The organism is Rhodopseudomonas sp. BR0G17 (genome assembly GCF_010907025.1).
Classification (GTDB): Bacteria; Pseudomonadota; Alphaproteobacteria; order Rhizobiales; family Xanthobacteraceae; genus Rhodopseudomonas; species Rhodopseudomonas palustris_H.
This window is the reverse complement of the sequence record NZ_QUML01000009.1, coordinates 79,761-95,521: the sequence shown is the minus strand read 5'-3', so window position 1 is coordinate 95,521 and position 15,761 is coordinate 79,761. Positions and strand designations below refer to the sequence as shown.

The window sequence follows — 15,761 nt, the reverse complement described above, 5'->3', positions numbered from 1 at the left end:
GCCCGGCTTTATAGGGGACCGTCCCCCCGGGCACAACGCGCGTCATTCCGCGTTGCGAGCTAAGCCTTGACGAAGGTTTGTCAATTGCAAACGGTGCCGCGCCCCCGCTCAGCACGTGGTTTCGCGTCGATACGTCACATAGGAAAAATCAGCGCTGTCGTGCGGCCCGGCCGTATGACGTTCGCGTGCCACTTCACGCCATTGTTCCGGACTGATCGGCGGAAACGAGGTATCACCGGCGGGCTGCGCATGCACTTCGGTGAGTTCGATCCGCGCGGCGCGTGGCAGCCACTGCGTGTAGATCTCCGCCCCGCCGATCACCGCAATCTCGGTGGCAAAACGCCGCAGCGCATCGCCGCGCGCGACCTCTTCGGCCGCCGTGAATGACGGCGCCACCACCACGCCCGGAGCCGTAAACGCCGCATCGCGCGTGACCACGATGTTGGTGCGCCCGGGTAACGGCCGGCCGATCGACTGATAGGTCTTGCGGCCCATGATCACCGGCTTGTTCAGCGTGAGCTGTTTGAACCGCTGCAGATCCGACTTCAGCCGCCACGGGATCGCGTTGCCCTGCCCGATCACGCCATTGTCAGCGACGGCGACGACCAGGACGATCGACAGGCCTGCTACCTCCGCGGCCTTACTACTCACACCGCCACCTCGGCCTTGATATGCGGGTGCGGATCATAGCCGGTCAGGGTAAAATCCTGGTAGCGGAAGCCGAAGATGTCCTTCACCGCCGGATTGATCGTCATCACCGGCAGCGCGCGCGGCGCGCGGGTCAGCTGCAGCCGCGCCTGCTCCAGGTGATTGGAATACAGATGCGCGTCGCCGAGGGTGTGAACGAAATCGCCCGGCTTCAAACCGGTGACTTGCGCCACCATCATGGTCAGCAGCGCGTAGGACGCGATGTTGAACGGCACGCCGAGAAAAACATCGGCGGAGCGCTGATACAGCTGGCAGGACAGCTTGCCGTTCGCGACGTAGAACTGGAACAGGCAGTGGCACGGCGGCAGCGCCATCTTCTCGACGTCGGCCGGATTCCACGCCGTCACCATCAGCCGCCGTGAATCCGGATTACGTTTGATCATCTCGACGACGTTGGCGATCTGGTCGATCGAGCCGCCGTCCGCAGTCGGCCAGGAGCGCCACTGCGCGCCGTATACCGGGCCGAGATCGCCATTGGCGTCCGCCCACTCGTCCCAGATCCTGACGCCGTGATCGTGCAAATATTTGATGTTGGTGTCGCCCTTCAGGAACCACAGCAGCTCGTGGACGATCGCCTTCAGCGGCAGCCGCTTGGTGGTCACCATCGGGAAGCCGGCCGCAAGATCGAACCGCATCTGATGCCCGAACACCGACAGCGTGCCGGTACCGGTACGGTCGTGCTTCTCCGCCCCGTCGCTCAAGATGCGTTCGAGCAGGTCCTGATATTGGATCATCGGCGATGTGGCTCGAAAATGCCGCGGACGCGGCGGTTCAGGCCTGCGGGCGCGTGGGCTTTAAGGAGAATCCGGACAGGCTGCGAAAATGGCCCGGGACGATGGCCACGGCAAGGCCGCCGCGCCGCCCTTCCACACGCAGGCCCGTGATCGGCCTCCGCCCGGCGGTTGCAGCTAGGGGATGTTTCCCTTCACCACCTCTTCCCAGCGGTTGATCTCGTCCTGAACGAGCTGGGCCAGCACGACCGGGGCGCGCTGCTCCGGCCGCGGCACCAGGGCGCCGAGGTCGGTCAGCCGGGTCCGAACATCCGACTGGTCGAGGGCGCGGGAGACCGCCGCATTGATCTTGGCGACGATCGGTTCCGGCGTGCCGCGCGGCGCGAACAAGCCGGTCCAGGCGCCGACCTGGAAGCCGGGCAGCCCGGCTTCGCGGGCGGTGGGTATGTCGGGAACCACCGGGTCGCGCTCGGACGAGGCGATCACATAGGCTTTGACCTTGCCCTCGCGCAGCGCCGGCACCGCATTGACGATCTGGTCGCACATGTAGTCGACCTGCCCTTCCGCCAGCGCCTGCAGCGCCGGGCCGGTGCCGCTGAACGGCACCCCGGTCGGATCGACCTTGAGCAGGCGGTTGAGCAGCAGGCACGAGGCGTACGACACCGAGCCGAAGCCGGCATGCGCGACGTTGAGGTTGTCGGTGTGCGATTTCACGTAGGACGCGAACTCGCTGAGGTCCTTCGGCGGGAACTGCTTGCGGGCCAGGAGCAGGACCGGCATCTCGGTGAGCAGCGCGACCGGCGAGAAGTCCTTGTCGGGCCGATAGGCGAGCTTGGGGAACAGCGCCACCGCGGCGCCGTGAGTTCCAAGATGTCCGACGATCAGCGTGTGGCCGTCGGGCGCGGCGTGCGCGACGCGGGTCGCCGCCAGCGTACCACCGGCACCGAGCATGTTCTCGATTTCGATTGGCTGACCGAGCGTCTTCGCCATCTCGGCAGTAATCAGCCGTGTGACAGTATCGGTCGGTCCGCCCCTGGCGAACGGAACCACGACGGTGACTGTACGAACGGGAAAATCGATCTGGTCCAACCGGTCCGGCTCGGCGGCCGCGGCGGGCGACACCCAGAGTGCCATCAGGGCGATCGCAGCGCACCTCGCTGCGCTCGCTCCGTCAAACAAATTCATTGTGCGTCTCCGCCGGAAAGACGTGGTGATAGCGAATTACTCGCTATCAGATCAACCGGCGAAAACGACGTTGCGGCGATGCGGGATTGGCGGCGCTGAAATTACCCTTCGGACTCGACAAACACTTCATCGCGCTTGCGCCGCAGCATAGGTAATACCGCCAGGATAAGCAGGCCGGCGGCGACGACCAGCAGTGACGCGGAAAGCGGCCGGGTGATGAATACCGAGGCATCACCACGCGAGATCAGCAGCGCGCGCCGCAGATTGTCCTCCATCAGCGGACCCAGCACCATGCCGAGCAGCAGCGGGGCCGGCTCGAAGTCGTGCTTCACCAGCCAGTAGCCGATCAGCCCGAAGGCACCCGCCAGGATGACATCGACCGGGGCGTTGTTCACCGAGTAGATCCCGATGCAGCAGAACACCACGATCGACGGAAACATCAGCCGGTACGGAACGCGGAGCAGCCGCACCCAAATACCCACCAGAGGCAGATTGATCACCAGCAACATCAGGTTGCCAATCCACATCGAGGCGATCATGCCCCAGACTAGTTCGGGCTGGTTCTTCATCACTTGAGGCCCGGGCACGATGTTATGGATGGTCATCGCACCGACCATCAGGGCCATCACCGCGTTCGGCGGAATACCGAGCGTCAGCAACGGGATGAACGAGGTTTGGGCGGCGGCGTTGTTGGCACTTTCCGGTGCCGCCACGCCTTCGATCGCGCCGCGCCCGAACCGTTTCGGGTCGCGCGCGATCTTCTTCTCCAGCGTATAGGCGGCGAACGAGGCGATCACCGCCCCGCCGCCGGGCAGGATACCGAGGAGCGAACCGAGGATGGTGCCGCGGCCGATCGCCGGCGCGGCGTCGCGCAGGTCCTTCCGGGTCGGCATCAGCCCGGTGATCTTCTGCTGCACCAGCTCGCGGTCGGTCGCGGCGCCGAAGTCGAGGTTGCGGATGATCTCGGCGAAACCGAACACCCCCATCGCCACGGTGGCGAAGCCGAGCCCGTCGGCCAGTTCCGGAACATCGAAGGTCATCCGGGACACGCCGGTTTCGATGTCGGAACCGACCGTCGACAGCAGCAGCCCGAACACGATCATCGCCACCGCCTTCAGCACCGAGCCGCGCGCCAGCACCACAGCGAACACCAGGCCCAGCACCATCAGCGAGAAGTACTCGGCCGGCCCGAACTCCAGCGCCAGCCGGGTCAGCGGCTCACCGACCAGCGCGATCAGCACGGTGGCGAAGCAGCCGGCGGCGAACGAGCCGATCGCCGCGATCGCCAGCGCCGGGCCGGCGCGGCCCTGCTTGGCCATCTGGAAGCCGTCGAGCGTGGTCACCACCGAGGTCGCCTCGCCCGGAATGTTGACCAGGATCGAGGTGGTCGAGCCGCCGTACTGGGCGCCGTAATAGATGCCGGCGAGCATGATCAGCGCGCCGACCGGCGGCAGGCCAAAGGTGATCGGCAGCAGCATGGCGACCGTCGCGATGGTGCCGATCCCCGGCAGCACGCCGATCAGGGTGCCGACCAGCGCTCCGGTCAGGCAGAGCAGAAGATTGGTCGGCGACGCGGCGACCTGGAAGCCGAGCGCGAGATTGGAAAACAGATCCATCATCCCGGCCTCACTGCGTCAGGAAGGCGGGCCACAGCGCGAACGGCAGCGCCAGCCCATATACGAACAGCCCGCAGCAGGCCGCGGTCAGCACCAGGCCGACCACGAAGGTCTCGCCCCAGCGCGTTTCCGGCGTCCCCAGCGCCGCGATCAGGAAACTCGAGAACGCCGCGATCACCAGGCCGAGCGGCCGGATCGTCACCGCGAACGACAGGATCGCGAGGCCGACGAACAACGGCCCGCGCCAATGGAATTTGGCCAGTTGCTCCCCTGGAGCGAAGATCCCGGTCGCGGCGACCACCGCGCCCAGGCCGAGCAGCAGCACCGCCAGCAGCCGCGGCACCGTGCCGGCGCCAAAGCGAAAGCCCTGCATGCCGCCGAGATCGCTGGCCGCCCACAGCGCGAAGGCTGCCACCCCCATCAGCGCCAGCCCGCCGACGAAATCCTGCGGTCCGCGGATCCAGCTCGGAAATACCGATCGCTCACGCAACCCGCTCGGCGCTTCGTCCATCGGTCCCTCCCCGCACTGCGCACCGCCCGCCTCGCGAACGGCATCTTCTGTCTTTGGCCTATCGGCTTGGATCAAACAACGCCGGCAAATCCCAACACGCCGCCAGCTAGCAACAGCCACAGCGGATTGATCCGGGTCACCGCCGCCAGCACCGCGACCGTCGCGGTCAGGATCACGGCCCCGGCCGACCGGTCGGAACCCAGCGCCAGGATCAGGCCGCTCGCCGCCATCAGCCCGATCGACAGCGGCACCAGCGCCGCCTGGATGATCCCGGGCCATGGCGATTGGCCGGCCCGGCCCAGCAGCCGGCTGACCACATAGGCCAGCGCCCCGCTCGGCCCGCACATCCCGACAGTCGCCACCACCGCACCAGCAAGCCCGGCGGCCTGGTAGCCGATCAGCGTGACGATCAGCACGTTGGGCCCGGGCGACAGCTGGGCGATCGCGAAGGCGTCGGCGAATTGCTGTTCGGTCAGCCAGTGGTTGAGCGTGACGGCGACGCGGTGGATCTCCGGCAGCGCCGCATTGGCGCCGCCGATCGCGAACAGCGACATCGTGCTGAAAGTCGCGGCGAGCCCGCCGAGCGAAGGCGCCCCGGTCATGTGGCGCGTCTCCGCAGCAGGTAGGTCGCCGCGATGCTGAACGGCACCGCGACCGCCAGCACCCACGGCATCGGCAGCCGCAGCACGCCGACCGCGACGAACACCGCGACCAGCAGACCGATCGCAACCGGATCACGCTTGCGCAGCAGTGGCACCAGCATCTTGAACACCACGGCGAACAGCAGCCCGATCGCCGCGTAGGACACCCCGGCCAGGATGCGCCGCAAGGTCTCCAGCTCGCCGTAATGGGCGTACAGCACCGCCAGCAGCGTCACGATCAGCAGCGGCGGACCGAGCAGCCCGGCAAACGCGGCGACCGCCCCGGGGATACCCCGGAACCTCGATCCAAACACCACCGACAGGTTGACGATGTTCGGTCCCGGCAAGAAATGGCAGAGCGCGAAGGTCTCATTGAACTCGTCGGCAGTCATCCAGCGATGCTGCTCGACGATCGCCCGCCGCGCCCACACCAGCACGCCGCCGAACCCCGCCAGCGACATCTTGGCGAAAGCAACGAACAGCTCCCCGAGGCCGGGCGCCGGAGCAGCCGCGGCGCCCCCAGCATCACGATCGGGTGCATCGATAAGAGCCATTCGCAAGCTTTAGACCGCCGCGAGGAGCACAACTACCGGCTTTTCCGCCGTCCCCCTGTTCGCACACAGCGAAGCTGCCCGGATCCTGGACCGGCCGTTCGGAAGCCCCGGCCGCCCGCCCACAAGTGCTTGGCCGGGAGGCCCTTTCGCCGGCCGACATTGCCCCCTATATTGGGAGGGTCGGGGCAACCCGACTATGGAAATAAATGGCCGCCGCAATAAACCATTCGGACCCGGGGGCGGTACCCGGCGCCTCCACCCAAGCCCGCTCTTTTCGTTCGGAAAGGCGGGTTTCGGCGGGGGCGAAATAGGATCGACGAGGGCGTAAAGGGCTCGCTTTTTCCCGGTATTGTTCCGCCGTTATCGGGCTACTGCAATAGTTGCCAACGACAACTATGCTCCGGTTGCTCAGGCTGCGTAAGGCAGTTTGAAAGACCACTTTAAAGCCCTAACGGGTTAAGCTCCGTTAGGCGGGGTTCGGAGGCACCTGGCAACAGAAGCCTCCACTCATTCTAATCATGCCTTGCTCGTTCAGAATTTTGCAGGCTGGAGGATGGCTTACCGCCGGTTTCTCCGGCGCGGCGCCGCACAATTCTGCCGCGATAGGTGCTGACCATACGCGGCGGCCGGGGTAGCATGATGTTCGGCGCGAGTCGGGCCCCGCCCCAGTGCCGAACCAGCCTTCAGGCATCCGAGCGACGGAACGACGAGACGGGACGACGACATGGCCACCGACCACATCCGATATGACGTGCTCGCGCGCGATGCCTTGCGCGGCGTTCTTCGCCACGTCCTCACCGACGTCGCTCAGAACGGCCTGCCCGGAGAGCATCACTTCTTCATCACCTTCCAGTCGAAGGGCGACGGCGTGAAGCTGTCGCCGCGGCTGCTGGCGCAGTATCCGGAAGAAATGACCGTGGTGCTGCAGCATCAGTTCTGGGACCTCGTCGTCACCGAGGACCGTTTCGAGGTCGGGCTGTCGTTCGGCGGCATTCCGGAGCGGCTGGTGGTGCCGTTCGCCGCGATCAAGAGCTTCTTCGACCCGTCAGTGAAGTTCGGGCTGCAATTCGAAGCCGCCGATGAGGTCGACGAGACCGGCGAGTCTGACGACGTCACCGAACTGGTGACCGCGGCTCCGGCACCTGTGGCGCTGCCGTCGTCCACTTCCACCACCGACAGCGACGCGTCCTCCGACGACCAGCCTGCGCACTCCGGCGAAGGCGCCGAAGTGGTGCGGCTCGACCGCTTCCGCAAGAAGTAACGACTCTGCATTTGTCAGGTCTTCCGCGCGCTGGATCGTTCCGGCGCGCTTGGCGTTGCCGGCCTGCGCCGCCACGCCCCTCTTCGACCCTCAACTCCCAGGACGATGATCATGGCCCGCACGCCCCGCTCCCCCCGCCCCGCGCGTTCTGCTGCGACCCGAAGCGAGACCGACAGCTTCGGTCCGATCGATGTCGCGGCCGATCGTTACTGGGGCGCGCAGACCGAGCGTTCGCGTCAGAACTTCCGCATCGGCACCGAGCGGATGCCGATCGGCATCATCCGAGGGCTGGCCATCGTCAAGCTGGCCGCGGCCGAGACCAACAAGGAACTCGGCCTACTCGACACCCGCCGCGCCGGCGCGATCGTCCGTGCCGCACGCGAAGTGATCGACGGCACCCATGACGATCACTTCCCGCTGGTGGTGTGGCAGACCGGCTCCGGCACCCAGACCAACATGAACCTCAACGAGGTGATCGCGAACCGTGCCAACGAACTGCTCGGCGGCGAGCGCGGTTCGAAGAAGCCGGTGCATCCCAACGATCACGTCAACATGAGCCAGTCGTCGAACGACTCGTTCCCGACCGCCATGCACATCGCCGCGGCGCAGGCGATCACTTCGGACCTGATCCCGGCGCTGACGCTGCTGCACGACGCGCTGCGCAAGAAGGAGAAGGCGTTCGCCAAGATCGTCAAGATCGGGCGGACTCATACCCAGGACGCCACCCCGCTGACGCTGGGACAGGAGTTCTCGGGCTACGCGGCGCAGCTCGCCAGCAGCATCGCCCGGATCAAATCGGCGCTGAAGGAGCTGTACCCGCTGGCGCAGGGCGGCACCGCCGTCGGCACCGGGCTGAACACCCATCCGAAATTCGCCAAGGCGTTCGCCAAGCGGGCCGCCGCGATTACCAAGCTGCCGTTCGTCACGGCGCCGAACAAATTCGAAGCGCTCGCCGGCAACGACGCCTACGTGTTCGTGCATGGCGCCCTGAATGCCGCCGCCACCGCGCTGTTCAAGATCGCCAATGACATCCGCCTGCTCGGCTCCGGGCCGCGCTCCGGCCTCGGCGAACTGATCCTGCCCGAGAACGAGCCCGGCTCGTCGATCATGCCCGGCAAGGTCAACCCGACGCAGTGCGAGGCGATGACCATGGTGTGCTGCCAGGTGTTCGGCAATCAGACCACGCTGACGGTCGCCGGCAGCCAGGGTCATTTCGAACTCAACGTCTACAAGCCGGTGATGGCGCAGGCGATGCTGCAGTCGATCGGGCTGCTGGCGGATGCGGCGCGTTCGTTCACCACCAACTGCGTCGACGGCATCCGCGCCGATGAGCAGCGGATCGGCGAACTAATGCAGCGCTCACTGATGCTGGTGACAGCGCTGGCGCCGACCATCGGCTACGACAACGCCGCCAAGATCGCCAAGGCGGCTCACCAGCGTGGTACGACCTTGAAGGAGGAAGCGGTGCGCTCGGGGCTGATCAGTGCGGTCGATTTTGACCGGCTGGTGCGGCCGGACAAAATGACGCATCCGGGCTAGCCTCGCGGGATGCCCCGAGAGTCGTAAAAATGCCCTTTCGGAAATTGATGTAAATCATATCCCTTGCGCGCCCAGATTGGTCAACTTGCACTTGCGGCGGTGTGGTTCGGCGGCCTTATTCGATTTACGGAATAAGTGTTGAACCACATCCAAGCAGCGATATGGTTTTGTTCTTGATGGTGATCGAGCCTCTAATGGCTTCGTGCATTCGTGCCCGCCTGGCTGGCGACGCCCGTTGCCGATTTAATCGATGATGGGTGACGTTATGACCGACGTGGTCAATTTGAAACGCTTCAAGAAGCGAGCCGAGCGGGAAGCAGCCGCTAAACTCGCAGATGCCAATCGCGCACGATTTGGCAGGACCAAATCGCAGCGTGCGCTCGACCAACATCATGTCAGCCGCGCCAATCAACTGCTCGATCAACACATAATCGGTGGCGAGGACGCGTCATGAAATCGCCGGTGGTGAAACGGTCGATCGTGGTCGCGGGCCACAAGACCAGTGTCAGCCTCGAAGAAGCGTTCTGGAACGGCATGAAGGAAATCTCCAGCGTGCGGGACATGACTTTGTCCGAGCTCGTCGGAGAGATCGACAGCAATCGTCAGCAGGGTAACCTGTCCTCGGCGATCCGGCTGTTCGTGCTCGACTACTTCCGCAGCCGCGCCTTGCAGGCGCAGCAGCAGGCAGTGGCAGATACCAAGACCGAGAGCTCGCTGACAGCGCACTGATCGTTCGATCGGTGCGCTGATCAGTCGGTCGCCCTCGCATTCGGGGGCGACAACATCAGGGGCGGACGCGGCCGTGACGGGCGCGCGTCTCCTGGTGCAGGTTTGATCTCCAAAGGCGGCGGCAGTGGCGCGAGCTTTTCGCGCGATGTCGAAGGCGCAGCGGTCGATGCTTGCGGCTGAGATGACGTTTGCGGCTGAGGCTGTGACGGTCGTTGCGGCTGAGCGCGCGGCTTCGGTGTCACGCGGCGCGGATCGGCGTCCGGCAATGGCGGCGTGACCGGCGGTGCCGGGCTGATCGCAGCGCCCTGCCCGATGCCCGGAGCGGCCGGCTGTGGTGCAGCCTCGGGCACGGTTTTCGGCACGGCTTGGGGATTGCCCGATGGCGCGCGAGTTGCCGGCGGCGCCGTGTCCGACTTCGCCGGTGCGGTGGGCGGCGGCAGGCTCGAGGTCTGCGCCGGAGCGCGATCGGCATTGGCGGGCGCCTGAGTCGCAGCCTGCGGATCGGCGGCAGCGGCTGGTTTGCTTCCCTGTTCGAGCATCTGCAGCTTGCGGGTCTCACGATCGATCCGGCGGATCGACAGCCACGACGACAATCCCGACAGATCGACAGACCACTCCATCCGGTCCGGCGGCCCGGCCGCGAAGATTCGAATCTCCGGCGGCAACTCCTGGGCCGGCTCGGCCTGGATCAGCGCGACCCGCAGATCGGCCTGTCCCACCGCCACGTCGTAGCCGCCCGACACCATTGCGCGGGCGTCCTTGGCCTGCAGCGTGGTCGGCGCCAGCTTGAAGCGGCCGTCGCTGACACTGATCGGAAGCTGCACGCTGTCGACTTTCAGCGGCACGGCCTTCAGCGCCGGCTCGACCAGCTTCGCCAGATGGTCGGCATCGACCGGCTGGCCCTGATCGGCGGCGCGGATCGCGACCACGAAGGCGCTCGGATCAAGCCCCGAGATCGCCGCCTGCGACAGCGTCACCGTACCGCCGCCGGACAGCGCGCCGACGAGCGCCGAGGCGCTGCGGCCGCTGCTCGCCAGCGTGGCTTGGAGCGACAGCTTCCCTGGCGGCAGCGCGAGCGCGCCATCGCGCAGCGCCGCGGCGTCGGCATCCTTCAAGCTGAGCTGTGCATCGAGCGCCACCCCGGCGTCCACCGGTTTGGCGGTCAGCACCGCCTTGGCGTCACCGCCGCCGAGCTTGCCGCTGCTGTCCAGCGTCAGCGACCGCCCGTCGCTGCGGATCACCCCGCGCAGCGGCTGCAGCTCGCTGCCGCCCGGCAGCTCGGCCCGCACCGCCTGAAACGCGATCTTGCCCCGCCAGCCGCGCAGCCAGCCCTGCCCGAGCGGCTCGTCGGCGGGGCGTCCGGCGGCACCGAGCGCGAGCTGCAGTGCCGGTCCGAGCGGCAGCGTGTCGATCCCGGCTTCGCCGTCGAGTTCGGCTGTCTCGCCGCGGGTCAACGCCAGCCGGCCGCGCAGCCGCGAGCCGGCGATGCCGGCGTCGATGTCCTTGAAGGTCCATTTGTGGCCGGCGACCGTCAGTTGCGTCGCCAGCGACGGCGGCGCCTCGCTCGTGGCGGACGCCGGCAGATCGAGCAGCGGCGCCAGATCCAGCTTGCGTGCGTTCAGCGACAGCGCCGCCTTCGGCTCGGCGGCGAACGGCTCGATCTCGCCGTTCACCTCGGCGTCGAGCCGAGTTGCTGTCAGCTTGGCTTTGCCGCGCAGAGCGCCGCGCCATTTGCCGGTGCCCGAGGCTTGCAGCGTCGCCACGCCATCGCCGGCAGCGATCACGCGGTCAAGCCCGAGCAACGTCATCAACGCCTCGCCGCGGGGCGCCGACAGATCGCCGTCGAGCTTGAGCTCGCTGCGGCCCAGCGCATCGAGATCGAGCTTGCGCAGATCCGCGGCGGTCGGGCTCGCCTTCACTGTCAAACGGCCGCTGAGCTGCGGCGCGGTCAGTTGGAGCGAGCCGCTGGCCTCGACATGGTCCCGCGCCGCGCCGGATTTCTCGGTCGACAGCGTGAGCTTGGCACGGGCCTCACCGGCCTCGGCAGGCAATGCCTTCAGCCGGGCCGCAACGGCCGGCGCGAACGGATCGATCGCCGCCGCGATCAGCCCCGGCGACGGTGCCCGCGCTGTGAGGCTCAATCGTCCGGCGGCGTTGTCGCGATCGAGGGCTCCGTCACCTTCCAGCAGCAATCCGGCGCTGGTGCCGAGCTTCAAACGGTCGACCGCGATCCGGTGCGGATCATACGACAGCCGCAGCGCTGTAGGCTGCCACACCTGGTCGCCGACGCTGAGCTTGCCGAGATCGAGCGTGAGGCTGGCCTGCTCCGGCCAGCCGCCCTCGGGACCGGCGAGCGTCCGTGCCCATTGCAGCGCGGCGTCGAGATCGGCGCTGTCGCCCTTCAGCTCGGCGTCGATCTGCGCGCCTTGATCATCGCGCCGCGCTCGATAGGCGAAGCGGCCGCGCAGCGTGTCGCCGCCGCTCTGCACCGTCAGCGGATCGAGCACCCAAGCGTCAGAGCCGGCGCGGACCCCGCCGGCGATCCGCAGCGCCTTGGTCAGGCCACCGGCCACAGGCGTGCGACCCTGCAGCCAGGCGGCGAGCAAATCCGGATCGCTGGCGAACAGATCGAGCGTGCCGGTAATCGCCGCGTCGGCGGCCCCGGCGCCGCCGCGCAGCGCCAACCGCGTGCCGCCGGGCGCCCGCAGCTCGAGTTGCTCGATCTGCCAGGCCTGCGGATCGCCGCGCAGTTCGGCGGTCAGATCGGTGACCGGGCGGTTGCCGATCATGATCTGGTCGGCGTCGAGCGACACCCGCGCCGGCAACGGCGGCAGCGGCAACGACTCCGCCAGATCGCGCAGCCGCGCCAGCCAGGGCTGCGGTGCCGCGGCATCGCCCGGTTTTGCCAGCAGCCGGTCGGCATCGAGCTGCCGCGCCGACAACTTGGCATCGAGGCGCGGCGCCGCGCCGAACCGCGCTTCGCCGCTGCCGGTGAGCTTGAGCGCGCGGTCAGCGCCCCAGGAGACCTCAACCTGATCCAGCCGCGCCAGCGCCGGATCGGCCTCGACCTTGGCGGCGAGCCGCCACGGCGTCCGCGGCGTCTCTCCCGCCGCAGCCGCGAGCGCCGCCAGCGAAGCTGCGCCGTCAAACCGGGGCCGGCTTTGCTCGAACCTCACCAAGCCGTCGAGATCGGCCGCGATCCCGCCGGCGCCCTGGCTGATGCCGGCGCGCAGCCGGATCGCGTCGCTATCCGCCGCGCGGCTGGTCGACAGCCGAAACGGATAGCGCTGGCCGCCGAGCAGGAAATTGCCGTCGCCGCGCAGCGCCGCGGCTTGCGCCCGCAGCTCGCCTGAGAATGCGATGTCGCTGAGTTCGAGATTGCTGCGGCTCGCCGCATCGTGCAGCGCGATCCGCCCCGTGAGGTTGAGCCGGTCGACGGTGAGCGCGGCGAGATTGGACAGTCCGGCCGCCGGCCAGTCGAGCCGGCCCTGCGGATCGAGACCGAGATCGAGCGACAGCCCGTTGATCGACAGTTCGTCGGCGCGCAGCTCGCCGCGCATCAACGAGCCGAGGCTGAATTGGACATCGAGCTTGGCGGCTCCGACCCGGCCGGCGTCGTTGGCGCCACCAACCGTCACCTGCTGCAACCGCAGCGACGGCGTCGGCAGCACCCGCGCATCAAGCGGCCCGGCAACGCGAACCTGGGCGCCGAGCAGCCTTGTCGCTTCGGCCTCGAACGGCCCGCGAAACTGGTTCCAGTCGATCAGATACGGCCCGACCAGCGCGGCGAGCAGCGCCAGGATCAGCGCGATAGCCAGGCCGAGCAGCGTCGTCTGCACGCGGTCTCCCCTCGGGGGCGTTGCGACGCCCCTCGCTGGCGTCGTTCTTTCGTGATTTCAACGCCTAGCGACAGACTGTGGCGAACTCACAGCAACTTCAAGCGGCGGATTCATACGGCTCAAAGTTGTTGTGGTTCAAATCCCTTGCGGCAGGATCTTGCCGGGATTGAAGATGTTCTGCGGATCAAGCGCCTGCTTGATCGCGCGCATCGCCTGCAGCGCTTCCAGACCGAGCTCGGCCTGCAGATACTTCTGTTTGCCTTGGCCGATGCCGTGCTCGCCGGTGCAAGTGCCGTCCATCGACTGCGCCCGTTCCACCAGCCGGTGCATGAATTCATCGGCGCGCTTCAGCTCTTCGGCGTCGTTGACATCGCACAGCAGCGAGCAGTGGAAGTTGCCGTCGCCGACATGGCCGACGATCGGCGCCAGCAGCCCGAGCCGGTTGAGATCGGCCTCGGTCTCGCCGACGCAATCAGCCAGCCGCGAGATCGGCACGCAGACGTCGGTGGCGACGACGCCGACACCGTCACCCTGGCGCAGCGCCCGCACCGACCAATAGGCGTCGTGCCGGGCCTGCCACAGCTTATTGCGGTCTTCCGGGCGGGTGGTCCAGGTGAAGTCGCCGCCGCCGCAATCCTTGGCGATGGCGCCGAAATTCTTCGACTGCTCGCCGACCTCGACCTCGCTGCCGTGGAATTCGAGCAGCAGCAGCGGCGTCTCCGGCAGCGTCAGCTTGGAATAGGCGTTCACCGCCTTGACCTGGGATTCGCTCATCAGCTCGATCCGGGCCAGCGGAATGCCGGTCTGGATCGCCAGGATCACCGCCTGGCAGGCGTCGCTGACCGACGGGAACGAGCACGAGGCTGCGGCGATCGTCTCCGGAATGCCGCGCAGCTTGATGGTCAGTTCGGAGATGATGCCGAGCGTGCCTTCCGAGCCGACGAACAGGTGGGTGAGGTCGTAACCGGCAGCCGACTTCTTGGCGCGGGTGCCGGTGGTGATGATCTCACCGTCGCCGCGCACCACCTTCAGCGCCAGGATGTTGTCGCGCATCGTGCCGTAGCGCACCGCGTTGGTGCCGGAGGCGCGGGTCGCCGCCATGCCGCCGATCGAGGCATCGGCGCCGGGATCGATCGGGAAGAACAGGCCCTGGTCGCGCAGGTTCTCGTTCAGCGCCTTGCGGGTGACGCCGGGCTGAATCACGCAGTCGAGGTCCTCGGCGTGGACGGCGAGGATCTTGTTCATATCGCGGAGATCGATGCAGACGCCGCCGGCCGGCGCGTTGACATGGCCTTCGAGCGAAGTGCCGGTGCCGAACGCGATCACCGGCACCTTGTGCTGCGCACAGATCCGCACCGTGTCCTGAATGTCCGCGGTGTCCTGCGCCATCACCACCGCGTCCGGCGGCTGGTTCGGCAGCCAGGTCGTGGTGTGGCCGTGCTGCTCGCGCACCGCAAGCGAGGTGACGAGGCGGTTGCCGAACCGCGCCGCGAGCGCTTCAATGGCGCTCGCCACGGCCTGCGGCTCGGCGCGCTTCGGCGTGTTGGTGATGGTCAGGCCCACGATAAAAACTCCTTCGGAACGGGGCGACCGTGGCAAAGGATACCGGAGGGGTCAAGGGAGGTACGATTGACTTTGGAAGTAGATCGCAGCAGCGAAGTCGGCACCGTAGTTGGGCCGTTCCTGTCGTCGGTGATGCAGATCGAGCCCGGCTGGATCGACTATAACGGCCACCTCAACATGGCCTACTACAACGTACTGTTCGACCGCGCGATCGATCAGATCTGGAGCGAGCTCGGGATCGGCGTCGACTATCTGAACACGCGCGGCGGCTCGACCTTCACTGCCGAAGCTCACGTCCGCTACTTGCGCGAGGTTCATCTCGGCGACCCGGTGCAGGTCGCGGTTTACATCGTCGCGGCGGACGAGAAGCGGATCCACACCTTCGAAGAATTGCGCCATGCCGAGGAAGGCTGGCTGTCGGCGACATCCGAGAACATGTCGATGCACGTCGATATGGCGAGCCGGAAAGTCGCGCCGTTTCCGGACGACATCCGCGCCAACATTGCGCGGATGGCAGAAGCTCATCGGGCCCTTCCGCAACCCGAGGGCATCGGACGCAGCATCGCGATGCCCTCGAAGAAGCGGCCGGCGTCCTAGACCCGTGTGCGGCCGCGGAAGATGCTGACCACCGCCGAGATCAGGAACAGCACGATCGCGATGAAGAAGATGATCTTGGCGATTTCGATCGACGCACCGGCGATGCCGCCGAAACCCAGCAGACCCGCGATCAGCGCAACCACGAGAAACGTCACGACCCAACCCAACATGTGATGACCTCCGTTTCGCTTCAGGCACCCGCTGGCGGCTGCCTCTTGGGATGAGGCGCCGCCGGTTTCGGCTGCGCCGCTTGGCGAAACAATCCGAGGCTGGAACGAAAGTTCCGG

The 15,761-nt window shown here is 66.9% G+C and carries 15 protein-coding genes and 1 other RNA gene; 6 read left to right on the top strand and 10 right to left on the bottom strand.

Translation table 11 applies throughout. From position 1 onward, the window contains the following. Positions 1–108: 108 nt before the first annotated feature. From DY467_RS09625 to DY467_RS09595, 7 genes are all read right to left on the bottom strand, one after another. Positions 109–651, bottom strand: a complete 543-nt coding sequence (locus DY467_RS09625) for a dihydrofolate reductase (RefSeq protein ID WP_164635610.1) — start codon at positions 649–651, stop codon at positions 109–111. Beyond that, positions 648–1,442 carry a thymidylate synthase gene (locus tag DY467_RS09620; RefSeq protein ID WP_164635608.1) on the bottom strand — a complete coding sequence of 265 codons (795 nt, stop codon included), beginning with the start codon at positions 1,440–1,442 and terminating at the stop codon, positions 648–650. The genes DY467_RS09625 and DY467_RS09620 overlap by 4 nt, the downstream gene beginning before the upstream one ends. 174 nt (positions 1,443–1,616) lie before the next feature. After that, positions 1,617–2,624: a tripartite tricarboxylate transporter substrate-binding protein gene (locus DY467_RS09615; protein WP_164635606.1), complete on the bottom strand. Its 1,008-nt coding sequence runs from the start codon at positions 2,622–2,624 to the stop codon at positions 1,617–1,619. Positions 2,625–2,725: 101 nt separating this feature from the next. After that, positions 2,726–4,243, bottom strand: coding sequence for a tripartite tricarboxylate transporter permease (locus DY467_RS09610; protein WP_199852151.1), 1,518 nt, complete (start codon positions 4,241–4,243; stop codon positions 2,726–2,728). Between the two features lie 7 nt (positions 4,244–4,250). Beyond that, positions 4,251–4,751, bottom strand: a complete 501-nt coding sequence (locus DY467_RS09605) for a tripartite tricarboxylate transporter TctB family protein (protein ID WP_164635604.1) — start codon at positions 4,749–4,751, stop codon at positions 4,251–4,253. A gap of 71 nt (positions 4,752–4,822) precedes the next feature. Then, the gene (locus tag DY467_RS09600; RefSeq protein WP_164635602.1) at positions 4,823–5,353 is read right to left on the bottom strand and encodes a chromate transporter; all 531 of its coding nucleotides are present in this window, start codon (positions 5,351–5,353) and stop codon (positions 4,823–4,825) included. Continuing rightward, positions 5,350–5,946, bottom strand: coding sequence for a chromate transporter (locus DY467_RS09595; RefSeq protein WP_164635600.1), 597 nt, complete (start codon positions 5,944–5,946; stop codon positions 5,350–5,352). Before DY467_RS09595 ends, DY467_RS09600 begins: the two co-directional genes overlap by 4 nt. Before the next feature lie 140 nt (positions 5,947–6,086). Between DY467_RS09595 and ssrA the strand changes: the two genes are divergently transcribed. From ssrA to DY467_RS09570, 5 genes are all read left to right on the top strand, one after another. Then, positions 6,087–6,454: a transfer-messenger RNA gene (ssrA, locus tag DY467_RS09590) on the top strand. Between the two features lie 216 nt (positions 6,455–6,670). Next, on the top strand, positions 6,671–7,207 hold the full coding sequence (locus DY467_RS09585; RefSeq protein ID WP_164635597.1) for an SspB family protein: 537 nt from the start codon (positions 6,671–6,673) through the stop codon (positions 7,205–7,207). Positions 7,208–7,318: 111 nt separating this feature from the next. Next, positions 7,319–8,746 carry a class II fumarate hydratase gene (gene fumC, locus DY467_RS09580; RefSeq protein WP_164635595.1) on the top strand — a complete coding sequence of 476 codons (1,428 nt, stop codon included), beginning with the start codon at positions 7,319–7,321 and terminating at the stop codon, positions 8,744–8,746. A 265-nt stretch (positions 8,747–9,011) separates the two neighbouring features. After that, on the top strand, positions 9,012–9,200 hold the full coding sequence (locus DY467_RS09575; RefSeq protein WP_107346670.1) for a DUF4169 family protein: 189 nt from the start codon (positions 9,012–9,014) through the stop codon (positions 9,198–9,200). Next, the gene (locus tag DY467_RS09570; RefSeq protein ID WP_011159041.1) at positions 9,197–9,475 is read left to right on the top strand and encodes a ribbon-helix-helix domain-containing protein; all 279 of its coding nucleotides are present in this window, start codon (positions 9,197–9,199) and stop codon (positions 9,473–9,475) included. The genes DY467_RS09575 and DY467_RS09570 overlap by 4 nt, the downstream gene beginning before the upstream one ends. A 20-nt stretch (positions 9,476–9,495) precedes the next feature. Here the strand turns inward: DY467_RS09570 and DY467_RS09565 are convergent, their stop codons facing one another. Both DY467_RS09565 and DY467_RS09560 read right to left on the bottom strand, forming a co-directional pair. After that, complete coding sequence (locus DY467_RS09565) at positions 9,496–13,314, bottom strand: AsmA family protein (RefSeq protein WP_164635593.1); 3,819 nt, start codon at positions 13,312–13,314, stop codon at positions 9,496–9,498. Positions 13,315–13,449: 135 nt separating this feature from the next. Further along, positions 13,450–14,877: an FAD-binding oxidoreductase gene (locus DY467_RS09560; protein WP_107345282.1), complete on the bottom strand. Its 1,428-nt coding sequence runs from the start codon at positions 14,875–14,877 to the stop codon at positions 13,450–13,452. A gap of 66 nt (positions 14,878–14,943) precedes the next feature. On the opposite strand from DY467_RS09560, the gene DY467_RS09555 reads away from it, so the two are divergent. Then, entirely contained in the window at positions 14,944–15,474 is a 531-nt protein-coding gene (locus DY467_RS09555; protein ID WP_164635591.1) for a thioesterase family protein, read from the top strand. On the opposite strand, the gene DY467_RS09550 is transcribed toward DY467_RS09555, so the two are convergent. Then, positions 15,471–15,644, bottom strand: coding sequence for a DUF1328 domain-containing protein (locus tag DY467_RS09550; protein ID WP_107345284.1), 174 nt, complete (start codon positions 15,642–15,644; stop codon positions 15,471–15,473). The genes DY467_RS09555 and DY467_RS09550 overlap by 4 nt on opposite strands. Positions 15,645–15,761 lie beyond the last annotated feature (117 nt).